Below are 24,859 nucleotides of genomic sequence, written 5' to 3' on the forward strand. Positions count from 1 at the left end.
ATTGATCCCGTAATACAGACATATTCGCAAAACTTTAGTTAAAAACACAATAGAATTAACACAGTTGATTCCTTAAATGTCTAATAGCCAAAACCTATACAGCTCATGGATTTTGCTAATGTTGCATCCCAGTTGAATGCTGGAACGATATTACCAGAGGGAATTGTCATCATCACCCTTTTGGGGGTTTTGATAGTGGACTTGATTTTGGGGCGCACTTCTTCACGCTGGATTGGATATCTAGCGATCGCAGGTTTGTTTGCTTCCATAGTCGCCCTCTATTTTAAATGGGATAATACCAATCCCCTATTCTTTGCTGGTGCTTTCAACGGCGATAACCTCAGTATTGTCTTTCGCGGCATTATTGCTTTGTCCGCAGCTGTGACAATTTTGATGTCAATTCGTTACGTTGAGCAAAGTGGCACTGCTTTAGCGGAATTCATAGCGATTTTGCTGACAGCTACCTTGGGAGGAATGTTTTTATCAGGGGCCAATGAACTAGTGATGATTTTCATCTCACTAGAAACCTTGAGTATTTCCTCTTATTTGCTGACTGGTTACACCAAGCGCGATCCCCGTTCTAATGAAGCAGCATTGAAATATTTGTTAATTGGTGCTGCAAGTACGGCGGTATTTTTGTATGGCGTTTCTTTGCTGTACGGTTTGTCTGGTGGACAAACAGAACTTAGTGCGATCGCTAATGGTATCGCTACAGCTAACCTGTCTCAATCATTGGGTATAGTTATTGCCCTGGTATTTACCATTGCAGGTATTGGCTTTAAAATCTCCGCCGCACCCTTCCACCAGTGGACACCAGACGTTTATGAAGGCGCACCCACCCCAGTCATTGCTTTTTTATCTGTCGGTTCCAAAGCGGCTGGTTTTGCTTTAGCTATTCGTTTGCTGACAAATGTTTTCCCTCTTGTCGCCGAAGAGTGGAAGTTTGTCTTCACCGCTTTAGCTGTGCTGAGTATGGTGTTGGGTAACGTCGTCGCCTTAGCACAAACCAGCATGAAACGGATGTTAGCTTATTCATCCATTGCCCAAGCAGGGTTTGTGATGATTGGATTGATTGCTGACACTCAAGCCGGATACGCCAGCATGATATTTTATCTGTTGGTCTATCTGTTTATGAACCTGTGCGGTTTTACTTGTGTGATTCTCTTCTCTCTGCGGACGGGAACTGACCAAATTGCCGAATATTCTGGTTTATACCAGAAAGATGCACTGTTGACTTTGGGATTAAGTCTTTCTCTGTTGTCGTTGGGTGGTATTCCGCCTTTAGCTGGATTTTTTGGAAAGATTTACTTATTCTGGGCTGGTTGGCAAGCAGGTCTTTACTGGTTAGTTTTGTTGGGGTTAATTACTAGTGTTGTCTCCATTTACTACTACATTCGTGTAGTCAAGATGATGGTGGTTAAAGAACCCCAAGAAATGTCCGACGCTGTGAAGAATTATCCCGCTATCAGTTGGAATTTGCCTGGATTTAGACCTTTGCAAGTGGGTTTGATAACTACTTTGATCGCCACTACAATTGCTGGAATTTTGTCGAATCCATTATTTACCTTGGCTAACAATTCCGTCACCGATATTCCAACTTTACAAGCTAAAACAGTTGCTAGTACACAAGTAAATGTGATTTCTACTCAACAAACCGAGGGGCTGTAGATTTTATTGCAAATACTTGCTCTGTCTAATATTTTGCAACAAGATGCCTGACAAAAATGTCAGGCATTTTTGCGTCTTTAGATCTTAAAGTTAAGGTGAGTTCGATAAATTTTATTAGTCACAAGATTTCGCTCACAAATAAATAGCTGTTGTAAATAGCGATCGCTTTTTCCTTTACAAATTAACAAGCGATCGCCTTATTTACCAAGTCTACATCTTACCTTTTTGCATTACTTCCTGAAGATGATGACGGATCTCTTGTGCTTGCTCAATGTCAGACTGACGCAATTTTTGGAACAATTCTACACAAGGCTGAGAACCAGCTTGTTGTGCATCTTGGATATAGGTATCGTAAGCTTTAATCGCTTCACCTTTATTGTGCAACACAGTTAAAAAGTCGTATTCTAGGTCGCTAATAGGATTTTGAGCTTGTCTTTCTGTAGTTTGAGTCATTGATTCACCCTCCTTTAGGCTTTCTATACTTACTTCTACTAGCCCTCAAAGAGGTGTTCATCTGTCCAGAAGGGTATAAGGGGATCGGGGAAAGGGGATCGGGGAAAGGGGATCGGGGAAAGGGGATCGGGAATTGGGCTTTAAGAGTCGTTTTTCGGAAATAAGTAGTTGTATTTCGCTGACGGGTCTTTTATACTCGGCGATGAGTGTTTGATACTCGACGATGAGTGTTTGATACTCGACAACGAGTGTTTGATACTCGACGACGAGTGTTTGATACTCGATGACGAGTGTTTGATACTCGATGACGAGTGTTTGATACTCGACGACGAGTGTTTGATACTCGACGACGAGTGTTTGATACTCAACGACGAGTGTTTGATACTCGACGACGAGTGTTTTATACTCGACGACGAGTGTTTGATACTCAACGACGAGTGTTTGATACTCAACGACGAGTGTTTTATACTCGACGACGAGTGTTTGATACTCGACGATGAGTGTTTAATACTCGACGATGAGTGTTTGATCCTCGGCGATGAGTCTTTTATCCTCGACGACGGGTGTTTGATACTCGACAACAGGGAAGAGTAAAAAACAAGGGAGAATCTATCAAAAATATTCGACCTGTCCTCCTTGTCTTCCCACACTCCCCACACTCCCTTCCCTTATCTCCTTTTTTGGATTGACGCGGTTCGCTCAAATTCTTGCTGTTTTTGTTGTTGATTACTGTCCATATATACAATTGGGCAAGATTTTGTGTTAGCACTAATGCAATCCATATGCGGTGTTTTGGCACACACTATTAGTAATGCACCAAGAATTAATAATAAGGCACAAATTGAAGCTCCCTGAATCCAAGAAATTTCCAAAGCTCCATGCACAACTACTTCTCGAAGTACTGATACAATTGTGACTTCAACTGCCACACCTACAGCAATACTGTGTTCTTGTAAGTAAATCATCAGCAATCGAAATAATTCCACCAAAATTAAGATAAATAATATTTTGGCAGTCACTAGTTTATAGTCAAGTTGTTGTGTGATGGCCATAAATATCGACCATAGTTGCATTAGCATGACGCCAAATAAGCTCAAACACAAGATAACCACAATTAAATCTTGGAAGGCTTCCATATTGCGGACTATCCAGTGTCGATCAAACCAGCGATCGCAAAACAAAAATTGGCTTTTGGGGCGCTTGTTCATGAATTTTCCATTTTCATATTGGGACAACTGTTGACACACCAGCCAGTCCACCCAATACTTTTATTTTGGCAGAATTAAAGATGAGGGGAACATGGAAGCAAAGTTTTTGGCTTTTAGAAAAAGGGCGTAGGAGTGTATGAAGATTTTGATTAGTTTTTGATACTTTCAATACTTTAAGGATACTTTTAGGCATATACTAATTTTTGCGTTGAGGAATTAAGTCATGACTCAAGCTTTACGGAAACTAGTTACATTTGATGAATTCGTTACTTGGTATCCCGAAAACTCACAACACCGATATGAATTATACGATGGAGTAATTATTGAGATGCCCCCACCTACAGGTGATCATGAAGAGGTAGTTGGATTTTTAGTTGGAGAAATAGTTACAGAATATAAACGTTTAAAACTGCCTTACTTTATCCCCAAAATAGCATTCGTCAAGCCATATGAAAGTGAATCAGCTTATTCGCCTGATGTGGTGATACTAAATCAGCCTAACCTAGTAAATGAACCACTCTGGAAAAAAGCATCTACTGTTAGCCAAGCTGAATCTATTCCTCTGGTTATTGAAGTTGTTAGTACCAATTGGCGCGATGATTATCTCAAAAAAGTGGCTGATTATGAGGCTGTAGGTATTCGAGAATACTGGATTGTAGATTATGCAGCTTTAGGAGGTAGACGGTTTATTGGCAACCCTAAGCAACCAACTATTTCTATTTATGCTTTGATTGAAGGTGAATATCAAATTAATCAGTTTCGGGGTAATGAGCGCATTGTATCACCAACATTTCCAGAATTGAATTTGACTGCTCAACATATTTTTGAAGTTGGGGGGACATATAATTAGGTATCTTGATAATGCATCAAGACTACAGGTACAATACCTAGCTTTCTTCCTAACTCAGATAATTGAAACTTGCGTTGTAGCGATCGCGGTAAATCTTCAAAAGCGATAGGTACAAAACCAAATTTATGATAAAAATTTGCTAGGCGCTGACCTAAGCATTCTAAATATAGCGGTTGAGTGGCACTGTGGATTAAATGCTGAGTCAAAATACTCCCCAAGTTGCGATCGCGCCAATTTTGTTTCACTACTAAACTACCAAGTTCTTGAGCGCCAGAAAAATTACGTAGTTGTCCACAAGCTACTATTTGTTGCTCACATTCAATTACCCAGAATTGTTGCCAAATTAATTGTGTTGGATCAAGTTTTGCTGATAGCACCAACCACCGAATTGACCAGATATCAGTTGCAGTTGCTTGGCGGAGAATACAACCAGCGGGTAAAGATAAATTCTCTTTTTCCATAATTCCATATTGGTACGCATCAAATTAAATTTGTATTATGTTTATTAGTAATTATCAATAAATTTGTAATTGTTTATTCAATTAGATATCCCTCGTATGTACAAGCTTTTCGGGCTAATTTGTCGTCTAGTCAGATTGGCGGGTACATCCTTGAAGCAATTGAAACTGTTTATTCTCAGCGTTTGTCTTTGTGTTTTTGTTTGGATCTGGTGGAGTAACTGTAACTAATAACCGCTTCTTAATTTCGTTGCGATCGCCATTATTCAAATCAAAACTAATAGTCTTGATACCATATCTAGGGTTAAACACATCACTTTCAAGAGGACTCTGTTGATTCTGTTTTTGAATTTCTTGAAAAAGAGTACCTCTTGAAAGTGGTTTTTGTGACTGTTGTGACTGTTGTGACCGAAAAATAGGAAATAATACTTGCACTGCTTCATACGATAAAGCTGTTAGTCGATTTACTGTACCTCCCCATTTTTGATTTGCATCCCTTGTAAATGTGCGATTACCGCAACCAGCAAACCAGTCTGTTGCAAGTACGAATTTTGTTGATAATTTATTATTATCGGTAATTGCTCCATACTGAAGAAGAGGATTTGAGCCTAGAATTTTTTGTACTTTGTTAAACTTATCTATCTTCTTCAGCACATGTTTAGCATTTTTATAGGCAGTCTCACTATCTGTAGCACCATCAGGAAACAAAGCAATTATATCAGAATCGCCGATCTTATTTAAAATGTCATCAACCTTGAATTTACTATCATTTAAATTAATCGGAATTTCAACTGTTAGGTTTCGTGGTAGTTTTGACTTAAATTCTTTAAATAGGTCTTCACTGTATTTGTCTTCTTTGTTGTATAAAACAGCTATTTTTGGTTGTTGTAAGTTCAGATTCTCTACATAATTAGCCAAAGATTGTGCCTCAAGTTGAACAGACGAAGCTGTTCTGAAGAATGCTTTATGACCACAACGAGTTCTGAGTTCACTCACTGAACTGCTTGGGGAAATTACAACTAGGTTTTGGTCATATTTTTTTAGTGCAGCACAAGTAACATCGCTAGCATAGTGACCAATCACAGCAAGAATGGATCGACCTTCTTCAAACGTCATTTCACTTAGTTTGTCTGCAATAGATCCGGCTTGCTCTTTCAAGTTGCGATCATTTGCAATTACTACTTCTAGATTAATTTTTTCACTTTCTATTGCTTTAGTTTGTGCTTGAGCCACACCAAATAAAATTTGTTGTCCTTGAGCAAAAAAATCGTTATCGTTTTGTGTCATATCATTCACATTAGTTATAGGAGTAACAACAGCAATGGTATAGATTGGTTTATTGTTTTTCTTTTGTCTTACTATGGCATTATTTCGGAAAATATAAACCTCTGGATCTTTACCCCCAGTATTTATAATTTCATTGAATTTCTTTTCAGCTTCTTGATAACCTTGTATAGAATCTTTTTGAAATTCTGCAATTCCTTCAGTTTTTAATTTTCTATGATTATGTGTAAGATTTAGATCATAATAAATTGATTTTTCTCCCCAACTAATTAGCTCTTCAGCAGCTTCTGTTTGAGTGGGAGGGGGTGGGGGTATGTCGGTATATGAAGTAGATCGACAACCATTATCTTGACATCCGATTAAATAACCTAAAAAAACCAATATTGCACCCAATATTGCAACTAGACCAATTACAGCCAGAGTATCACGGAGCCAAAATAAATTTAGAGGGAATATAGTTCTTTGTTGCAATTCCCTAGCACGGATTTCTTCAATTCTTTCCAGTATCACTTCTGTTGATTGAGGGCGGTCTTCAGGACGTTCTCTCATTAGGTCATTAATCAATTTGATGATACCAGAATGAGGAAATACGGTATCTTTATTCCAAACTTGTAGTTGATTTCCATACTCATGAGGGTGCTTCTTGGTGAGAAGATAAACAAAAGTTTTGCCAAGAGCATAAAAATCTGATTGAAAAACAGGTTCACCCTGCCGCACTTCTAAAGGAGTATAACCCCAAGAACCCTCTACAAGAGTTCCTTGAACACCAGGAGTAGCATTTTTAGCTATACCAAAGTCAATTAGTGCCAGTTCTTTCCTCCCTTCACCATTAGCTATCAGCATTATATTAGATGGTTTAATATCTCGATGGATAACATCTTTTTGGTGAATAGAACTCAATATATTAGTTAATTGCTCCAGTAAATCTAAAGCTAGAGTTTTAGCTTCTCTAGATGATCGAGTAGAACCAATTTTACCATTGTCTCTTATCCAGTCTTCCAGGTTTTTACCATCAATATATTCCATAATTAAACAGGGAAGTTCGCGGCGTTCTGGGTTGGAAATACTTACTGAAAAACTATCTATACCTCTGGGCAAGGTACGTTCATTCATATTTAATAGTAATCTTTTTTCTTGCTCAAATAGTCTATCGAGAATAGGGTTACGTCTTATCTGAGTTTTTAAAACTCTTCGTTTCTTATTAGTTGTATCTTTAATTTCAAATATCTGATAGTTATCATCGTGAGAAAGCTGCCTTAATGGTCTTAGCAAGTGGAAGCGCCCGTTAATTAACAAATCAGTTCCGCAATATTGGCATGAAGAAGCATCTATTAAATTTTGCCGATGCTCCTCGCCTGGACACCAAGGATTTATGCAGTAAATCATAAAATTAAATGACAAACTAAGCTTATTTCAGTTATCATTTTTTAGTTTGCCATAAGAACACAAAAAATGATAATCAAACTTAGATTTCAAACCCCACATTTTTTAATAATGTGGAGTTCTAAATCTTATTTCAGCTATTAACATTTTCTGCTATACTAACAATATATTTACTTTATAAATACTTCTAAAAAATAAAAATCCTAGTGCGAACTCCCATAACCTGCCATAATTATGCTTGGCAGATTACTGTAGTTTTCTGTTCAGTTGTCGCAGAACAAACTTTCTGACCATTGGTTGCAATGTATAAAAATATTCATTACTCTCGGAAACCTGTACTAATAGTAGTAGCGATCGCTGTTTGAGAGCTTCCAAAACTCTTGGAAGTTCTGAACTATGCATTCCATTAGGCAAATTGCTGTCTAGTTCATCGCGAGAAACTGGATCGGATGCTTTAGCTAAGTATCGCAAAATCTCTATTTGAAATTCCTTCAAGTCTCTAGTTACTGAGGTGAGAATATTTTCGATTTCCTCTGGTACTACCAGACTTTTGTAGTGTCTATCAAGAAACTTTCGTTCATCACTATAATGCTCGCGAATCAAACCAGCTACTAATTTTAGTGCTAAAGGATTTCCATGATATTTGCTTACTAGCTCTTTTCTAGCTTGCTCATCAGATGTGAGATTCTTGGGATATCCAATACCATCACTTAAAAGTTTGCAACCTGCATTTTCATCTAATCCTTTAAGTTCATGAGCTTTGACGAAACTTGTTACTGCATCAAGATTATTGGGTTTTTTACGGCTGGTCAACATAATACAACTTTGATGACGTTCCCAGCTTAACTGACCTAAAAAATTACAATAATCTTGGTAGCTGTCCCGGTTATCATGGGTCTGTTCTTCCTTTTCCGATAATTCATGTTCATTCAAAATTATTAAGATCCGTTGCCGTTTTAACTCTTGCAAAAATCTTTTTTCTACATTACTAGTTATTTGCTCGGTATTGGGCAATAGGCGATCTAGCAATTCACTCAAGAGCTGGTCTTTAGGAGTGCTATAAGATATCTGTTGCCAAATTAATTTGTCAAATTTATTTTGTTTTTCTAGCTGTTCTGCCAGTTTTACTGCTAACTGAGTTTTACCAATTCCACCTAAACCATAAAGAATAATCCAACGGTAGTCTTCATCTAGTACCCATTTTTCTAATTTTTTCAGATCCTCATCACGCCCATAAAAATAAAGTTCAGCTGACGGGGCTGAATCCGAGTCATATTTAGATGGTTGTGATGGTTGTCTGGAATCAGCAATTTCTTCCCAATTTAAACCCAAGAACTCGCAGCATTTCTTAAAGTTGTCATTACTAATCGCACGATCAGCATACACAAAACGTTTCCAAGTTTTTTCTTCTATAAAAAGTTTCGATGTTACCTCCTGGAAAGTTTTTGCACTTGTACGTTGCAACCCTTTATTTTTAATAGCTTCCCGAATTTTGCGCTTACCTTCTTCAGATGCCTTTAAGCCCATAAATCTTAAATATAAAAGTCTGCTAAAAGTCTGCGACCATTACATTACATGACCAACGTTCACTTGTAAAGTACCTGAATCACTTTCAAAATCAGACCCAAAGTGACCTGTTTTGGGAAGATATCATTTTCTCATCGGCAGAAAGCCTATTAGGTTTTATCTAAATAACTCAATCATATTTTGGAGGTATTGCAGTGAAAAAGCTTCTAGTTATTCCTTTTGTTGCACTTTTTAGTATGGTTTTATCTCTACCAGCTAATGCTCAATATCAGTCCTCATCTGATGATATTTTTATTCAAGCTGTCAACAACAAATTAATAGATGATAGCAATCCCCTGTCTATGATTCCAAACAATCAGAAAATTGAACATGGTCTATCAGTTTGTCGTGCGCTTAATAGCGGTTTAACAATCAATGAAATTGCTGAGTACATTACCCTGAATCTTACAGATAGCAATCTATCAAAACGGGATGCAAAATATTTCGTAACCTATATCGCAACTATAACTGCTGGGGGCGTGGCTTACTATTGTCCACAATATAGACAGCAGATTTGAATACCAGACTCATAAAAGCTCTAGAGCAATTTGTGGTACTGCTTAAGCATATATAGATCCCATTTAATTTGTGAGAATTGAAAGCATCAGATACCCGACTTCCTTGAGAAGTCGAGTATCTGATTGTTCACAAATAATTTAAGACTGCTATAAATGATTTATTACTTATTTTTGCTGAGGTAATCAAAGTCTACAAATGTGCCAATTGACAAAGATAAAAGTAATTATTTATTAAAAATAATTTTGTTTTTAATGAAAAAATTACCAAATATTAAACCAACCATTCCGTTGATCTTTCTCCTAAATCTAGAGGGATACTAACAGCTTTACCGAGTCGTGGACGTTCTCGTGTTTCTTGAATAAATTCTTGCACCTGTGCTGTCCCACCTAAGTAATTTAGATAGTTAGCAATACTTTCCAAATGCTCTTGGTACTCAGCCTCACTGAGGGGAAATGAAGCTTGTTCTAAATATTTCCACATTACTTGCAAAAATATTTTGCCTTGAGTGCGGCGCAGTTGAACATCATAAGAGCAGCCCCACTTTTCTAGCAGCAGTTGACGTAATTGTTGTCCTGTCATGGTGATTCTCAATTATATTTTACATTTAGTTATGATGTTAAGTTCAGTTACTCAAGTATGATAAGAATATAAAGAAATGTAATGCTACAAAACAAGATGCTAGAAATATCTTGACAAGAAAACTGGCGTCTTTGTGGGCATGGGCATCAAAAAATAGACATGAGTTTCTGGATAATTAGAACTCAAGTCAAATTTGTTTACAAAATACACCTAGAACGCGTAGATTATGGCTCAATTTTCCGAATCAATGGACGTACCCGATATGGGGCGTCGTCAGTTCATGAATCTTCTGACTTTCGGAACTGTCACAGGAGTTGCCGCAGGGGTATTGTTTCCCGTTGTCAAGTATTTCATCCCACCTGCTAGTGGTGGTGCTGGCGGTGGTACAACAGCCAAAGATGAATTGGGTAACGATGTCAGTATTAGCAAGTTTTTAGACAGCCATAATGCGGGCGATCGCGTTCTGGTTCAGGGACTAAAGGGCGACCCCACCTATATTGTGGTAGAAAACAAAGAGGCGATCGCCGATTACGGAATTAATGCTGTTTGCACCCACTTGGGTTGTGTTGTACCTTGGAACGCTGCTGAAAACAAGTTCAAGTGTCCTTGTCACGGTTCTCAATATGATGCAACCGGTAAAGTAGTTCGCGGACCTGCACCACTTTCTTTGGCTTTGTCTCATGCTTCCACACAAGAGGATAAAATCGTCCTCACCCCTTGGACAGAAACCGACTTCCGTACAGGGGAAGAACCTTGGTGGTCTTAAATTCAGTTAACAGTGAACAGTTAACAGTGAACAGTGAAAATTATCAGGTCTATGGTAGGGGAAATCTCTATCAAGCGATAAAACTGAATAATTGATAACTGATAACTGATAACTGATAACTGTTAACGATTCTCTTGTATTATTTGACGTTGCTCCCAAAAACTAGTCCTTAAGAGATGAGAAAAGCCTTGAAAAACGCGAGACTAACTCGCAGTGCTAGAGTAATTACCAAAACATTGCTCGTTGCGATCGCCTGCGTGACATTCTTCTTCAGCAGCGATCTGATCCTTCCCCAATCAGCCGCCGCCTATCCATTTTGGGCGCAGCAAACCTATCCAGAAACACCCCGCGAACCTACAGGAAGGATTGTTTGTGCTAACTGTCACCTAGCGCAAAAGCCTGCGGAAGTAGAAATTCCCCAATCAGTTCTACCTGACACAGTATTTAAAGCGGTAGTAAAAATTCCTTACGACACCAGCGTTCAGCAAGTAGGCGCAGACGGTTCCAAAGTTGGTTTGAACGTCGGCGCTGTGTTAATGCTACCAGAAGGCTTCAAGATTGCTCCTGAGGATCGCATTCCTGAAGAATTAAAAGAAGAAGTAGGCGATGTTTACTTCCAGCCTTATAAAGACGGTCAGGACAACGTGCTTCTTGTCGGCCCCATCCCTGGCGAACAGTATCAAGAAATTGTCTTCCCAGTTCTTTCCCCTGATCCAGCCAGCGACAAGAACATTCACTTCGGTAAATATGCAGTTCACTTAGGTGCTAACCGGGGACGCGGACAAGTTTACCCAACAGGCGAAAAGAGCAACAATACTGTTTACACAGCTTCTGCTGCTGGCACAATTACCAAAATTGCCAAAGAAGAAGATGAGTATGGTAGCGCTAAATATCAAGTCAGCATTCAAACTGACTCTGGCGAAACTGTTGTTGATACAATTCCTGCTGGTCCTGAGTTGATTGTCTCTGAAGGACAAACTCTCAACAGTGGAGACGCTTTGACTAATAATCCCAACGTCGGCGGCTTTGGTCAAGACGATACAGAAATCGTACTCCAAGATCCCAACAGAGTGAAATGGATGATTGCATTTGTCTGCTTGGTAATGCTTGCTCAAGTCATGTTGGTTCTGAAGAAGAAACAAGTTGAGAAAGTCCAAGCGGCTGAAATGAATTTCTAAATTTTGATTGGAATTATCAAGTAAGGACAGGCAAGACGCCTGTCTTTTTTTATATTGAAGTGCTATGTTATAATATTTATTATAATAAACAAAACTCACTTATATGGCTGATAAAATTTATCCCATAGCTCATGCCAAAATAGGTACTCAAGACGGATTTCGTCTACCCCGCGCCTTTTCCAAAGACTACCCTCATTTAGTTAATGCTTCTGGTTATATAGAAGTATTATCTGACAATACATTCTTAGTAAGATTAGATACGGAAGAGACAGAAAATACAGATGAAACAGAATCATTAATGTTGAGCTTATTTCTCGACTTTCTAATGAAAGATGCAATCAAAAATCCCTCAAAGCTTATTCCTTATACACAAGAAATGAGTGATGAAATTGATGATTTATTATCAGACGTAGAGTTAGATTCATGAATTCATTCACTTGTCATGGATGGATAATCTTTTTTTACCCATTGTTTAATGAGCAATGGGTAGAATTGTCAAATCGAGTTTGTATTTTAAAAACTAAGTTAACTAAAGAAGAATTTATTAAACATCCAGATGCCAAATTATTAAAAGCATTAAATGTTGGTATTAAAGAAAAAATACCTCAAGATCCTTTTGCTTCCTACTTTGTTTTACAAAAACCTTTACAAAAATATGGTCGTCTCAAAAAGATGGGACTACCTGAAAGATATAGATTGTTTTTTAGAGCATTTAAAGAACAAAAATTTATTATTATTCTTTGGTTAGGATTTCCACGTAAGGAAGGGGATAAGAAAGATTGTTATCAAGTTTTCTCTAAAAAAGTAACGAATGGAGAATTCCCTGAAAGTATTGATGAGTTGCTAGCTGAATTTCAAAAAGAAGATTCTCAAGAAGAAAAAGAAGATATCGCGAATGATTAATGTAGCTAGCTAGCCAATCCATTGAAGTTTCCCTACCTAGTGAAGTTTTAGGGTTAGAGTTACACCTTAAATCTTGAGAAATGCGCTTCTACGATCCAGCTACGGGTAAAACACTCCTCAGTTATGAGGAAGAAGCAGCTGCACGACAAGCCGCAGAAGAAAAAGCCCAAAAACTAGCCGCCAAACTTCGAGAGTTAAATATTGATCCAGATTCTCTGTAGAGCGGGTCATGGGCGGCGATCGCAACCCAACATAGATGGAAGAAACTTGCGCTGTGAGGAAATCAAAAAGTACGATTTTATAAGCCTTTCAGCGCAAGTTTCTTAGAAGACGCACCAGCACGGAAAGCATCGCAATTTTTGAAAAAGACTTCTGTTAAAGAATGGATTTTTTAACAAAAACATAATATTTTTATTATTTTTAGTAACTAAAGAAAATAAATTATAGTTTTATAAACTATGTTTTGTATTTATAAAACATTTCTGTATAACATTTCCATCAAACGAACCCGTGAAAAACCCAAATACAAAAGTGCAAAAAACTTGGATTCAACAACATAAAAAAACTGGTATTATTGGGGGTGTAATTTTAGTAAGCGCTACCACGCTAACTTTCTTAGGACATTTAGGTGTTATGGCCCAAATTTGTGAATTTGTTGGATTAAATTGTCCTGGCAAAGATATTTTTAATCCTCCTCTTCCCAAAACTCAATGGATTGGTGTGAGAATTGAACATGTTAGTGATAAAGAATTGCCCGGTCAAAATAGCGAAACAACGCTTGTCCAAACTGATAGGTCAGCAAATGATCTTACAGCAGTATTAAAGAATACTGATGAACGTGCATTTCATAAATATAACTCAGGAAATTACAGAGTTGCTCTTCAGCGATCATTGGAAAGAAAAGAAAAATTATGCCTTAAGATTTCTGGTGAAAGAGTCCCAAGGCAAAGCGAATTTATGAACATCATCCAAATAAATAAATTTCCTAACAAAGAAAATTATGATGGGCTTGCTCCGGAACGCCGAGACAAATTATGCGAAGAAGACGCGAAAGGAACACATCAGGTTATAGTTGCTCCTATGGAATGATTATTAAGCTCACATTGTGCCAATTTATATATTTTGATTCTCGTTTTTCATAAGAGACTAATGTAATTTCAAGTGGGGAATTTCTTGTTTTTAGTCTCGTTCTTCACGTCTATAGCATTCCTAAATCATTCGCTCCAGACAAGATCCCCTACTTCTCAGCAGAACTCTGAGATCTAAGCTCTGCAATTCTCACAAATCATATATGATCGCTATACACGAGAAACACATTAACTCAAACCCCAGTGCAAACTGACAAAATCTTCTATAGTTTATTTCAAGCTTTCCCCAGTATATTTTTTGCGATCATTGGCAATACAACAGCCAATGTCGATGCTTATGAATTTGTCTCTATCGAACTTAAGGAAACAGCTTTTCGGATTGATGGGGTGTTTGTCCCGGTAATTGAAACTGCCACACAGCCAGTTTACTTTGTCGAAGTTCAGTTTCAACTAGATGCTAGTTTTTACAGGCGCTTCTTCGCAGAAATATTTCTCTACCTCAAGCAAAATGCATCTGTGAATTTTTGGCGTGCGGTTGTGATCTATCCTAAACGGAGTGTAGAGCCTGAAGATCAACAAGCATATCGATCGCTGCTTAATAGTTTACAAGTTCAGCCTATTTATTTAGATGAGTTGGGTACAGCAGCAGAAAACTCTCTTCAAATAGCAATTGTCAAGCTAATTATAGAAAGGGAAGAGACAGCCGTTGAGCGTGGTAGAGAATTAATTTTACAAGCCAGACATGAACTAACGGATGAAGCTATCCAAAAGCAAATTGTAGAATTAATAGAGACCATCCTGTTGTACAAATTTACCCAGTTAAGTCGAGAGGAATTAGCAGCGATGTTAGGCATAGATGACGAATTTAAGAAGACAAGGATGTATCAATCAATAGCACAAGAAGCCAGACAGGAAGGTTTGGCAGAAGGTTTGGCAGAAGGTTTGGCAGAAGGTTTGGCAGAAGGCTTGGAAGAGGGTAAGCAGCAAGGTAAGCTCGAAGCTATACCCCGCTTGTTGGCTTTGGGGTTAAGTATAGAACAAATAGCCCAGGCTCTAGATTTAACTGTAGAGCAAGTCCAGCAAGCAGCAGGTAATCAAAGCAAATAGCGATCGCTCCTTTTTCCTCTATAAATATAAGAAGCGATCGCCTTGTACCACCAAGCCTACATCTTACCTTCTTGCATTACTTCCTGAAGATGGTGGCGGATCTCTTGTGCTTGCTCAATGTCAGACTGACGCAATTTTTGGAACAACTCTACACAAGGCTGAAGTGTGGAATACCCGATCTTTTTTTCGGTATTCACACCATAACCTATTTGTTGAGATTCGGTTACATTTATTTACATAAAGACATAAAAGTTAAATAAAGAACTAAAAACTATGATTAGTATCTTGATTGGATTATTCGTTGTTGGTTGGGTAGCAGCTTCCTTACTGGGTTCTATGGCTTATTTCTTGGGAGAACAAAGAAAGCCTATCCACGAACGTAACTGGCGTTCTGAATCTTTTGAAAAATTGGCTAAATCTATCACTGGTAAAGATATAGACTATAGCGATCGCACCCCTGCATATGGGATGGATGCTTACGTCAGCAATACATTACCCAACTAAAGCGCAGACATTTGGGTTTCTTTCACACAAGTTTAGTTAATTTGAGAGTATTTCAGATATCCCCAGTTGAACAACTGGGGATTTTGTTTTTCAAAAGCCCAATAAAGCCGTGAACTAAAGTTCCGGCTAATAGTTTAAACCCGTTAAAACGGGTTAACTTGACTAAGGGCTAGTTTGTGAAGTTTCAACCGTTAATACCTGGGGTGGTGTTGCGTCTGGCGGATAGAGGAAATCTACTTGTACTAATCTTTTGTCGCCCGGTTTCATATTTAATACTACTAAGGGTTCTCCAGACTGACCGCGCTTTTGTACCAAATGCACAAACTGGGTTTGCTGCTGACCTTGATCATCTTTGTAGCCTAAGCGGACTGTCCCACGGAAAAATACTTGTTGGGCTGGTGTACTCAAAAAGCGTAACCCCGGTTTGACTAATTGGTCTTCTTTTAGGGGTGTTTGCATAGATATAGTTACTTTTTGCGGTGTCTGGGTGTTGTTATGTAGTGGGAACTTCAGGTTGTATTGTATACCGTAATTTCCATGAGCTAGATAAGCTGTGTCAGGATAGCGTACTAACATGGGCGCACTTTGAATTTGATCGGTTCCTAAAGTTCCACCAGGGACAGTGCTTAATGCATAAGAATAAGCTTGACCCGGTTGAGGAATTGTTAGATATTTGGATTTAGCACCATCTGTAATAAAAGCCCGCCAAAAAGAACCGTTTGCTACACCTGCGACACGTCCATAAATTATAGGTTTGTCAGTTTTTTCTAGAGGAGTAGGAGTTTTATCTCGCGGCCCAGATAAACTACCATTATTGAGTAAATTTTCCCATTCTTCTAAATTAGGCGGGCGATCGCTACCATCAGGATTAGTTTTTGCAAACATCGCCAAACTAGCTGCGTAGACAGTTCCGCTACTATGCATACGAATCAAAGCAGATCGACCATTTAAAGGTGGGGTGAGTCCTTTAACTGGAATTGGCGCATTCAACAACATCTGACTTTCCCCTGGTGGAATCACAATTTGGGGAGGGAAAATATCTTGGCGACGTCCACGTAAGACATCATTCATCACGCGATCGCCTGGCCCAGCGAAAACATTTCCTAAAAGATTTCGAGTTAAAGATGGTAATTCCACAAAGGGTGCATCTGGTTGACTTAAATAAGTTGCGCCTTGAAACACGTTAATCTTTACTGGTTGTTTACCTGGGTTATGTAGGATGATTCCGAGATAAAGCGATCGCAAGTCATTGGGGGTAGGTGCTTCCGCAACATGATGGGCAAAAATATCAAATCTTCCCTTAAAAGGATAGTTGAGATGTGCGGTTGGCACTTTTTTCCCTTTATCAGGAAAGGTAGACAAAAGAATTCCTTCTGTCATTACTTTTTCTGGACTATTGCTATTAAAGGTTGGTATTTTATCCAGTTTTCCTGGTAAAGCACGTACTTGTTGAGTTTGTACTACTTCTTCAGGTACTGATGGTGGTAGAGGATTTGTTTGAGCGAGAGGAATAATTAGTAAGATTGGCAACATATACTTAGATAAATTTTTCTACAAACAGACGCAAAAGATTTTATCAAAGTGCCACACTGTGAATAATGAATAAAAGATCAGCAAGTATTGATGGCAAATTTTCTGTAGTCAAAATAGAAACGTGGATAAATATGCAAGGAATTTTTAATTGGGACTGTGGCAGGTGATCTAGTACTGAATAATTTAGACCTTCAACAGACAAATTTGTCGCAGTCATGACGAACTCAAAATTTCCTGTCTTGACCAGGAATTGCTTTAAATTCAATGTTGTTTACAACACAGTTTGACCAAAACCAGGATTCGATTTCACACTTAATTGCTTCTGCTTTTGAGTCATGACACAGCAGATAATCCCATCTGGCAGTAGTTTTGCGATTTTTTCCAGTACTTGAGTTTTCGCCAGTTGCACATCCACAGGCAACAATCGCACCAAAGTTAAATCATGAGATGTCGAATCAAGTTTCGCTAGTCAAATCAATAAATCATCATCACAATTTAAATGTTGATCGGGTAGGCAAGTTGCAAAATAAATTAATAGCAACCTTCTCGTAATTACGAATATTATTTAAAATAGAATTACCCTCCATAATAAATTGACAGGGAGCAAGTTAATGGCGGTTATAGCAGTTGTGGACTATGACATGGGGAATTTGCACTCAGTCTGCAAAGGTTTAGAAAAAGCTGGGGCAACTCCGAAAGTTACAGATTCTCCAAAGGAATTAGAAAGAGCAGATGCGATAGTATTACCGGGAGTGGGTGCATTTGATCCGGCAGTACAACATTTAAGATCGCGGAATTTAGAAGTACCTATCAAGGCTGCGATCGCATCTGGCAAACCTTTTTTAGGTATTTGTTTGGGACTGCAAATTTTGTTTGAATCCAGTGAAGAAGGCTGCGAACCAGGACTAGGAATTATAAAAGGAAAAGTGCGCCGCTTCCGTCCAGAACCAGGAATTACTATTCCCCATATGGGTTGGAATCAACTCGAATTGACTCAACCAAAATGTCTTTTATGGGAATATTTAGCGCCTCAACCCTGGGTATATTTTGTCCATTCTTATTATGTTGACCCCGCCGAACCTCAAGTCCGTGCGGCTAACGTCACTCATGGGAATCAAACTGTTACTGCTGCTATTGCTTATCAAAACTTAATGGCAGTCCAGTTTCACCCAGAAAAATCTTCTAATATCGGATTGCAAATTCTATCTAATTTTGTTGCTCAAGTCCGCGATCGCGAAGAAATTGCTGCTTAAAATCAAGTTAATTTTTGTAAATTTCTCTGATCAGTTCACCTGTTTTATCCTCTCCACCATTCCTAGTCAGAATGATGGAAAAATTCTACTATAAATGTGGTGGATTGTTATTTAATGGAACAGGAATTAGTTAATATTTTACCTGAACCACTTTTTGTGATCATACAGTTAGAGCGGAAGTGAGTTTGTATTGAAGTCTGCATTAATTTTGCTCCCAAGCTCATGGGTCTGAGAATATACGGAAACAGACAGTTAAAAACATTACCAGGCAAAGACACCAGACCCACAAGTGCGCGGGTTAGAGAAGCTGTATTTAATATTTGGCAGGGAACCATAGAAGGATGTCGCTGGCTAGATTTGTGCGCTGGTACAGGTTCGATGGGTGCAGAAGCGTTGTGTAGAGGCGCAAACAGTGCGATCGCGATTGAACAATCCAGCCGTGCCTGTGCAATTATCCAACAAAACTGGCAACAAATAGCCAAAGAGCAACAAGAATGGAAAGTGCTGCGTGGTGATGTAGTGCAGTGGTTGCCAAAACTAGCTGGACAACAGTTTAATAGAATTTACTTCGATCCACCTTATGCGAGTCAAGTTTACCAACCAGTACTAGAGGCGATCGCATCTTACCAATTATTAGATTCTGATGGGGAAATAGCAGTCGAACACAATCCCCAAAATACACCACCAATAATTCCTAGTTTAGAAATTTGCCGCCAGAAAATTTATGGTAACACGGCTGTTACTTTCTACACTATTAGGGAGATGGGGGAGATGGGGGACAAAGAAGACACCGGGGAGATGGGAGACAAGGAGGACACGGGGGAGATGGGGGAGATGGGGAAGATGGGAGACAAGGAGGACACGGGGGGACAGGTCGAATATTTGTAATTAGGTTCTCAACGTCACCGCGTCTTTTATTCCTCGCGTCTTCCTCTGTCTTCTCCCGTCTCCTTAATAAAAATTAACCTCCCAACTCGTTGGGACGCTTGTATTGCTTATAAGCAGCGTAGAACAGTCCACTTAGAGTTACGAAGATTAGACCCAGAACAATGCCATCTAGTAGGGGTTCAACCACTTGAGATCTCCTTGTTGCAGTTGTTAAAGATTTATTTCCTGTTCCCAATCTTACCAAATTTAGCATCAATCCCATGTCTGAAGATGGTTTGAGGCAACAAAAGAATATAGAAAAATAGATATTGTGCTTGCAAACACAATCAAAGAAATTTTAAGCTATGTGTATGAAATGAAAATTTTTTTGTACACCTAAACTTTGACAGCAAAAAATTTGGATAACCAAATTACCCAACCTAAAAACATTATTCAGCGAATCGCCTTGATGGCTCTGGCGATTTTGCTAGCGCTTCTCTTGGGGATTTTTGCTGTTCGGATAGTCAGAGCTTCCGATCCCTATGTTAAGACAGTTCTATCCCTGACAGGTGATCCAGTACAGGGACATGCTATCTTTCAAATCAACTGTGCTGGTTGTCATGGTTTGGAAGCAGATGGTCGAGTTGGTCCAAGTCTACAAGGAGTCTCTAAGCACAAATCACCCTATGGTCTAATTCATCAAGTCATTAGCGGCGAAACTCCTCCGATGCCAAAATTCCAGCCTAATGCTAAAGAAATGGCAGACCTGCTTAGTTACTTGGAAACACTGTAGTTTTGTTGGTAGTTTATGCTTTTTGCTTGATGACTAATTGTTGGTAGTTTATGATTCCAAACAATTAATTATTGATCATTGACAAATGACAATTGAAGTAGACTACCGCTTTCCTGCGGGTGTAGACCCTCACAAACAAGCCAAAGTAATCGCCGTTGGGCAAACAGTCGGAACTTGGGATGAGCGTTTTGCCTATAGAGATGCAGCTTTGCGATCGCACTTGGCAGAAGTTGTCTCAGTCCAAACCCAAACCGAAACAGGTCATAGCATCGCTACTATTCGTTTTCCAGAAGCTAATGTGGAAAATGATATATCCAGCCTGTTGACGATGATATTTGGTAAATACTCAATGGCTGGTGCGGCGAAAGTGATTGCGGTGCGTCTACCAGAAACCTATGGTCAGTTTCCAAAAGTTGGGATTACAGGTATCCGTGAACAGTTGGGAGTGTTTGACCGCCCCTTAATTATGGCTATATTTAAACCAGCTTTGGGGCTTTGCGCCTCAGATCACGCTGCAATTTTGTCAGAGGTAGCCCATGCTGGTCTAGATATTATCAAAGATGATGAAATTTTAGGAGATTTAGATATTGCCCCAACCCTAGAACGCCTCCAGGCTTGTCGCCAAATTATCGAAGAAGTCAAGCAAAAAACTGGACGCACAATATTGTATGCAACCAACGTCACAGGTACAGCAGACAAATTAATCGAGAAAGCACGTCTTTTAGTACAACAAGGCGCTAATGCACTCTTGCTAAATGTCCTCACTTATGGTTTTTCAGTACTATCTGCTCTAGCTAGTGATCCTGAAATCAACGTCCCCATCTTCGCCCATCCAGCATTCGCGGGGGCAATATGTGCCGCTCCCGATTACGGTATAACATACTCGGTAGTATTGGGAACTCTCATGGCTCATGCTGGTGCTGACGCTGTTTTGTATCCAGCACATTACGGCAGTTTACCTTTTGATCCAGCAGAGGAAGCCCAAATTAAAAATATCTTGCGTAGTCGTGGAGTCTTCCCTGTCCCTTCTGCCGGCATTCATCCAGGTATTGTTCCCAAAGCCTTAGCAGATTATGGTCAAGATGTAATTCTCAACGCTGGTACTGGCATTATGGATCATCCAGATGGTGCTGCTGCGGGTGTGCAGGCGTTTTTTGAGGCGTTAGAACGTGTTACTCAAGGTCAATCTTTTGCACTGGAAAGTTTACCAGCAGGTTCACTACGTCGGGCTATAGAAAAGTGGGGTAGCAAGTAAATAAAAAAGGTAGAGGGTGTAATTCCTCTACCTTTTTAAATTTATAAGATTTAACCCAAAATCTTACTCAACTCCAGGCGTCATCAATTCCCGGCGCTGTTCGCCTCTGACAGTGACATTACCGCTTTCATCAACATCAACAATGGCGGTGTCGCCTTCTTTGATGCGACCAGACAGGATCTCTTCTGCGAGACTGTCTTCTAGTAAGCGCATAATGGCTCGACGTAAGGGTCTTGCACCGTAACTGGGATTATAACCCTCTTGTAACAAGCGCTCTTTGAAGCGATCGCTCACTTCGAGATTGATTCCTTTCTCGGTAAGACGACCAAATACTTCTCTGAGCATAATGTCGGCAATTAGCATTACCTCTTCCTTGTTCAGTTGACGGAAGACGATAATTTCATCCAGACGGTTGAGGAATTCTGGACGGAAGTAGTTCTTGAGTTCTTCGTTAACTAAGAACTTAATCCGGTTGTACTGGGATTCGCTTTGGTCTTCAGCAAACTCGAAGCCGATACCGCCACCACCTTTTTCAATTACCTTGGAACCGATGTTGGAAGTCAAAATCAGCAAGGTATTCTTGAAGTCTACGGTGCGACCTTTGGCATCAGTTAAACGACCGTCTTCCAAAATTTGCAGCAGCATGTTGAAAACATCGGGGTGGGCTTTTTCGATTTCGTCGAATAGCACCACGGTGTAAGGACGACGACGTACTGCTTCGGTGAGCTGACCACCTTCGTTGTAACCAACATAGCCTGGAGGTGAACCGATTAACTTGGAAACGGTGTGACGCTCCATGTATTCGGACATATCCAGACGGATCATCGCTTCTTCTGAACCAAAGAAGTAAGATGCTAATGCTTTTGCCAACTCGGTTTTACCAACACCGGTAGGCCCGGAGAAGACAAAGCTAGCAATAGGTCGGTTGGGGTTCTTTAAGCCGACACGAGCGCGACGAATTGCCCGCGAAACAGCCTTCACAGCATCTTCTTGACCGATTAGGCGCTGATGCAGGGTGTCTTCCATGTGCAGCAGCTTTTCAGACTCGGACTCGGTGAGTTTATTGACTGGTACACCTGTCCAGGAAGCGACAATGTGGGCAATGTCTTCTTCTGTTACTACTGGTTCTTCACCTTCTGGACGGCCAGTACCGGTTTTGCTTTGAGCGATCGCGCGAATTTCGGCTTTGATTTCCATTTCGCGATCGCGTAATTCTCCGGCTCGGTCGAAGTCTTGGGCGCGAACTGCATCATCTTTTTCTTTTAATAATTGGCGCAGTTCTCGATCTAACTCTTTGGCTGCGGGTGGCAATTGGGAGTTAATTAGACGGACGCGAGATCCAGCTTCATCGATTAAGTCGATGGCTTTATCTGGCAGATAGCGATCGCTAATATAACGGTCTGATAATTTGGCGGCAGCGATCAAAGCTTCGTCCGAAATCTTGAGCTTGTGGTGTTGTTCGTAGCGATCGCGCAGACCATGCAAAATTTCGATTGTCTCATCAACCGAGGGTTCACCGACCATCACTGGTTGGAAACGGCGTTCCAAGGCTGCGTCTCGCTCAATGTGCTTACGGTATTCGTCTAAGGTTGTGGCACCAATGCACTGTAATTCGCCTCTAGCCAAGGCTGGCTTGAGGATATTTGCTGCATCAATTGCCCCTTCTGCCGCACCTGCACCAATTAGGGTGTGTACTTCATCAATGACTAAAATGACATTGCCAGCCTGACGAATCTCATCCATGATCTTCTTCAGGCGCTCTTCAAATTCACCCCGGTACTTTGTACCTGCTACGAGTAAACCGATATCCAGAGTGACTACGCGCTTTTCTTCCAGGATGTCCGGGACATCTTTGTTGGCAATACGCTGTGCCAGACCTTCGGCGATCGCGGTTTTACCAACTCCTGGTTCCCCAATTAAAACTGGGTTATTTTTTGTGCGGCGACCCAAGATTTGAATCACCCGCTCAATTTCTTTGGCGCGTCCTACCACTGGATCGAGCTTGCCGTCAACTGCCATTTGGGTCAAATTCGAGCCAAACTCATCCAAGGTCGGGGTTTTGTTGCCGCGTGATGGACCACCTTGTGTAACCTCGGCGGTCTCTCCCAGCATCCGGATAACTTGAGTTCTTACCTTTGAAAGATCTACACCCAGATTTTCTAGCACTCTGGCTGCTACACCTTCCCCTTCTCGGATCAGGCCCAACAGCAGATGCTCGGTGCCAATGTAGTTATGCCCTAATTGGCGCGCTTCTTCCAAGGATAGTTCCAGAACTCGCTTTGCCCGTGGCGTAAACGGAATTTCCACGGCAACAAAGCCCGAACCCCGGCCTATGATTTTTTCTACTTCAATCCGAGCGTCTTTGAGATTGACACCCATGGATTTCAGCACCTTAGCCGCCACTCCGGTACCTTCTCCAATCAGACCCAGGAGGATCTGCTCGGTACCAACGAAATTATGTCCCAGGCGGCGTGCCTCTTCCTGGGCCAACATGATTACCTTAATGGCTTTTTCTGTGAAGCGTTCAAACATGGCATTTTTCCCATCACCTGCGTCGTGCCGGTACGCTGATTTTAGCACAGGCAAATCGATTGAATGTCTGTATAAAGAAATAGACATTCAATTGGGATCACCCAGCGTTGATGGGAAATTGCTAACTTTTTATTACTTTTTATTGACTGTGTATTGAGGAGCCTGAATTTACCGTCTTTGTAGAGATTGACAAGCAAATAAAAATTGGGTTTGCAAGTTTTTAATGCCAATCCCAAGCAAAGATATTTATCATATTTTTAGAGCATTGTCAACTTGATATTGAACAGTATGAAGATTTTTTATAGGTGCTAAGATTACCTAAAATTTAATTTATTGTAACAAAAATTTAAATAATATTTATGAATTAGGTTGTTGGTTGTTTGTTGCTGGAAGTAGTTAGTGGTAGTTAACAACCCTTGACAAATGACAAATGACTATTGTAAAGACGCGTAGACGCTCGTAAGAGCGGCTTCAAGGTAAGAGTATCATCGCGCCTCTAGACCAATGACCAATCAAATTGAGTGAGGCGATCGCTCATTGTGAGACGCAATTTTTCCAAAGTGTTTTGAAATTCTGGATATTGGATATTTCCTAACCAGAGAATTAGAGCATCTTCATCATTATCTGTGTAATAACGCCTTCGCTGTCCTGCTGTTTTAAAACCAAATTTTTGATATAGAGAAATTGCAGCTATGTTAGAAACTCGGACTTCCAAAGTAGCTCGTTCCAAGCCCAATTCGTGAGCATTCTTAAGCAAAAAATAAAGAATAGCCTGTCCTAACCCTTGACCCTGGTATTGGGGATGAACCGCCAAAATAGTAATGTGGGCTTCTTCTAAAATTGACCAAAAGCAACCGATTGCCAGCAATTTTACGGAAGACAAAGATGTAAATAAACCGAGTAAAACGCTGTTAGGACTATCTAACTCTCGCTTATAGCCATCCAACGTCCAAAGACCACCAAAACACGCCTGATCTAGTTCTAAGACCAGACTCAATTCGTCTATTGTTATTAGTTTTAGTTTTAATTGGGCATTGGGCATTGGGCATTGGTCATTGGGCATTGGTCATTGGGCATTGGGCATTGGGGAGCCAGTGCGTTGCGGAGGTTCC

The 24,859-nt window shown here is 40.0% G+C and carries 27 protein-coding genes and 1 pseudogene; 16 read left to right on the forward strand and 12 right to left on the reverse strand.

Going from position 1 to position 24,859, the window contains the following annotated elements; genetic code table 11:
- The first annotated feature begins 105 nt into the window (after positions 1-105).
- Positions 106-1,668, forward strand: a complete 1,563-nt coding sequence (locus tag B4U84_RS22160; protein WP_131120580.1) for an NAD(P)H-quinone oxidoreductase subunit N — start codon at positions 106-108, stop codon at positions 1,666-1,668.
- Between the two features lie 210 nt (positions 1,669-1,878).
- Here B4U84_RS22160 and B4U84_RS22165 read toward each other — a convergent pair whose 3' ends face one another.
- On the reverse strand, positions 1,879-2,121 hold the full coding sequence (locus B4U84_RS22165; RefSeq protein ID WP_017311331.1) for a hypothetical protein: 243 nt from the start codon (positions 2,119-2,121) through the stop codon (positions 1,879-1,881).
- Positions 2,122-2,432: 311 nt separating this feature from the next.
- Between B4U84_RS22165 and B4U84_RS30765 the strand changes: the two genes are divergently transcribed.
- Positions 2,433-2,621 (forward strand): hypothetical protein, encoded by a 189-nt coding sequence (locus B4U84_RS30765; protein ID WP_165490331.1) that lies wholly within the window; start codon positions 2,433-2,435, stop codon positions 2,619-2,621.
- A 168-nt stretch (positions 2,622-2,789) separates the two neighbouring features.
- Here the strand turns inward: B4U84_RS30765 and B4U84_RS22175 are convergent, their stop codons facing one another.
- The gene (locus tag B4U84_RS22175) at positions 2,790-3,329 is read right to left on the reverse strand and encodes a phosphate-starvation-inducible PsiE family protein (RefSeq protein WP_017311333.1); all 540 of its coding nucleotides are present in this window, start codon (positions 3,327-3,329) and stop codon (positions 2,790-2,792) included.
- Between the two features lie 223 nt (positions 3,330-3,552).
- On the opposite strand from B4U84_RS22175, the gene B4U84_RS22180 reads away from it, so the two are divergent.
- On the forward strand, positions 3,553-4,179 hold the full coding sequence (locus tag B4U84_RS22180; RefSeq protein WP_131120582.1) for a Uma2 family endonuclease: 627 nt from the start codon (positions 3,553-3,555) through the stop codon (positions 4,177-4,179).
- Here B4U84_RS22180 and B4U84_RS22185 read toward each other — a convergent pair.
- From B4U84_RS22185 to B4U84_RS22195, 3 genes are all read right to left on the reverse strand, one after another.
- Complete coding sequence (locus B4U84_RS22185; RefSeq protein WP_131120583.1) at positions 4,176-4,640, reverse strand: GNAT family N-acetyltransferase; 465 nt, start codon at positions 4,638-4,640, stop codon at positions 4,176-4,178. The genes B4U84_RS22180 and B4U84_RS22185 overlap by 4 nt on opposite strands.
- A gap of 126 nt (positions 4,641-4,766) precedes the next feature.
- Positions 4,767-7,322 carry a protein kinase domain-containing protein gene (locus B4U84_RS22190; protein ID WP_207390980.1) on the reverse strand — a complete coding sequence of 852 codons (2,556 nt, stop codon included), beginning with the start codon at positions 7,320-7,322 and terminating at the stop codon, positions 4,767-4,769.
- A gap of 228 nt (positions 7,323-7,550) precedes the next feature.
- Positions 7,551-8,831 carry an NB-ARC domain-containing protein gene (locus B4U84_RS22195; RefSeq protein ID WP_131120585.1) on the reverse strand — a complete coding sequence of 427 codons (1,281 nt, stop codon included), beginning with the start codon at positions 8,829-8,831 and terminating at the stop codon, positions 7,551-7,553.
- Between the two features lie 194 nt (positions 8,832-9,025).
- Here B4U84_RS22195 and B4U84_RS22200 point away from each other — a divergent pair, with 194 nt between their 5' ends.
- Entirely contained in the window at positions 9,026-9,388 is a 363-nt protein-coding gene (locus B4U84_RS22200; protein WP_131120586.1) for a DUF732 domain-containing protein, read from the forward strand.
- Positions 9,389-9,659: 271 nt separating this feature from the next.
- Here B4U84_RS22200 and B4U84_RS22205 read toward each other — a convergent pair whose 3' ends face one another.
- Complete coding sequence (locus tag B4U84_RS22205; RefSeq protein ID WP_131120587.1) at positions 9,660-9,968, reverse strand: DUF3067 family protein; 309 nt, start codon at positions 9,966-9,968, stop codon at positions 9,660-9,662.
- A gap of 226 nt (positions 9,969-10,194) precedes the next feature.
- On the opposite strand from B4U84_RS22205, the gene petC reads away from it, so the two are divergent.
- The 7 genes from petC to B4U84_RS22240 all read left to right on the forward strand — a co-directional run bounded on the left by petC (position 10,195) and on the right by B4U84_RS22240 (position 15,010).
- On the forward strand, positions 10,195-10,734 hold the full coding sequence (gene petC, locus B4U84_RS22210; protein WP_131120588.1) for a cytochrome b6-f complex iron-sulfur subunit: 540 nt from the start codon (positions 10,195-10,197) through the stop codon (positions 10,732-10,734).
- Between the two features lie 176 nt (positions 10,735-10,910).
- A complete protein-coding gene (petA, locus tag B4U84_RS22215; protein WP_017311338.1) occupies positions 10,911-11,912 on the forward strand; it encodes a cytochrome f in 1,002 nt (333 codons plus the stop codon).
- 103 nt (positions 11,913-12,015) lie between these two features.
- Positions 12,016-12,339 carry an AbrB/MazE/SpoVT family DNA-binding domain-containing protein gene (locus B4U84_RS22220; RefSeq protein WP_131120589.1) on the forward strand — a complete coding sequence of 108 codons (324 nt, stop codon included), beginning with the start codon at positions 12,016-12,018 and terminating at the stop codon, positions 12,337-12,339.
- A complete protein-coding gene (locus B4U84_RS22225; protein ID WP_131120590.1) occupies positions 12,336-12,815 on the forward strand; it encodes a type II toxin-antitoxin system YhaV family toxin in 480 nt (159 codons plus the stop codon). The genes B4U84_RS22220 and B4U84_RS22225 overlap by 4 nt, the downstream gene beginning before the upstream one ends.
- Positions 12,816-12,895: 80 nt before the next feature.
- The gene (locus tag B4U84_RS22230; protein ID WP_242677681.1) at positions 12,896-13,036 is read left to right on the forward strand and encodes a hypothetical protein; all 141 of its coding nucleotides are present in this window, start codon (positions 12,896-12,898) and stop codon (positions 13,034-13,036) included.
- Positions 13,037-13,325: 289 nt separating this feature from the next.
- Positions 13,326-13,904, forward strand: a complete 579-nt coding sequence (locus B4U84_RS22235; RefSeq protein ID WP_131120591.1) for a hypothetical protein — start codon at positions 13,326-13,328, stop codon at positions 13,902-13,904.
- A gap of 242 nt (positions 13,905-14,146) precedes the next feature.
- Positions 14,147-15,010, forward strand: coding sequence for an Rpn family recombination-promoting nuclease/putative transposase (locus tag B4U84_RS22240; RefSeq protein WP_131120592.1), 864 nt, complete (start codon positions 14,147-14,149; stop codon positions 15,008-15,010).
- Positions 15,011-15,066: 56 nt separating this feature from the next.
- Here B4U84_RS22240 and B4U84_RS30770 read toward each other — a convergent pair whose 3' ends face one another.
- Positions 15,067-15,207 carry a hypothetical protein gene (locus B4U84_RS30770; protein ID WP_165490302.1) on the reverse strand — a complete coding sequence of 47 codons (141 nt, stop codon included), beginning with the start codon at positions 15,205-15,207 and terminating at the stop codon, positions 15,067-15,069.
- Positions 15,208-15,283: 76 nt separating this feature from the next.
- Here B4U84_RS30770 and B4U84_RS22245 point away from each other — a divergent pair, with 76 nt between their 5' ends.
- On the forward strand, positions 15,284-15,514 hold the full coding sequence (locus tag B4U84_RS22245) for a photosystem II protein, Psb35-related (RefSeq protein WP_017311339.1): 231 nt from the start codon (positions 15,284-15,286) through the stop codon (positions 15,512-15,514).
- Positions 15,515-15,676: 162 nt separating this feature from the next.
- Here the strand turns inward: B4U84_RS22245 and B4U84_RS22250 are convergent, their stop codons facing one another.
- Positions 15,677-17,047, reverse strand: coding sequence for a DUF3370 domain-containing protein (locus B4U84_RS22250; protein WP_131120593.1), 1,371 nt, complete (start codon positions 17,045-17,047; stop codon positions 15,677-15,679).
- Between the two features lie 271 nt (positions 17,048-17,318).
- Entirely contained in the window at positions 17,319-17,480 is a 162-nt protein-coding gene (locus B4U84_RS30775) for a hypothetical protein (RefSeq protein ID WP_165490332.1), read from the reverse strand.
- A 178-nt stretch (positions 17,481-17,658) separates the two neighbouring features.
- Here B4U84_RS30775 and hisH point away from each other — a divergent pair, with 178 nt between their 5' ends.
- Both hisH and rsmD read left to right on the forward strand, forming a co-directional pair.
- A complete protein-coding gene (hisH, locus tag B4U84_RS22255) occupies positions 17,659-18,300 on the forward strand; it encodes an imidazole glycerol phosphate synthase subunit HisH (protein ID WP_017311343.1) in 642 nt (213 codons plus the stop codon).
- A 222-nt stretch (positions 18,301-18,522) separates the two neighbouring features.
- Positions 18,523-19,062, forward strand: a pseudogene (rsmD, locus tag B4U84_RS22260) (16S rRNA (guanine(966)-N(2))-methyltransferase RsmD); the annotation flags it as partial.
- A 199-nt stretch (positions 19,063-19,261) separates the two neighbouring features.
- Here rsmD and petG read toward each other — a convergent pair.
- Positions 19,262-19,375 (reverse strand): cytochrome b6-f complex subunit V, encoded by a 114-nt coding sequence (gene petG, locus B4U84_RS22265; protein ID WP_063746217.1) that lies wholly within the window; start codon positions 19,373-19,375, stop codon positions 19,262-19,264.
- A gap of 210 nt (positions 19,376-19,585) precedes the next feature.
- On the opposite strand from petG, the gene B4U84_RS22270 reads away from it, so the two are divergent.
- Both B4U84_RS22270 and B4U84_RS22275 read left to right on the forward strand, forming a co-directional pair.
- Positions 19,586-19,960, forward strand: coding sequence for a c-type cytochrome (locus B4U84_RS22270; RefSeq protein ID WP_026081961.1), 375 nt, complete (start codon positions 19,586-19,588; stop codon positions 19,958-19,960).
- 85 nt (positions 19,961-20,045) lie between these two features.
- Positions 20,046-21,215, forward strand: a complete 1,170-nt coding sequence (locus tag B4U84_RS22275; protein ID WP_131120595.1) for a RuBisCO large subunit C-terminal-like domain-containing protein — start codon at positions 20,046-20,048, stop codon at positions 21,213-21,215.
- 63 nt (positions 21,216-21,278) lie between these two features.
- Here the strand turns inward: B4U84_RS22275 and B4U84_RS22280 are convergent, their stop codons facing one another.
- Both B4U84_RS22280 and rimI read right to left on the reverse strand, forming a co-directional pair.
- Entirely contained in the window at positions 21,279-23,747 is a 2,469-nt protein-coding gene (locus B4U84_RS22280) for an ATP-dependent Clp protease ATP-binding subunit (RefSeq protein WP_016863560.1), read from the reverse strand.
- A gap of 496 nt (positions 23,748-24,243) precedes the next feature.
- The gene (gene rimI / locus B4U84_RS22285) at positions 24,244-24,789 is read right to left on the reverse strand and encodes a ribosomal protein S18-alanine N-acetyltransferase (protein WP_131120596.1); all 546 of its coding nucleotides are present in this window, start codon (positions 24,787-24,789) and stop codon (positions 24,244-24,246) included.
- Positions 24,790-24,859: the final 70 nt, after the last annotated feature.

This window comes from Westiellopsis prolifica IICB1 (assembly GCF_004323185.1).
GTDB classification, from domain to species: domain Bacteria; phylum Cyanobacteriota; class Cyanobacteriia; order Cyanobacteriales; family Nostocaceae; genus Pelatocladus; species Pelatocladus prolificus_A.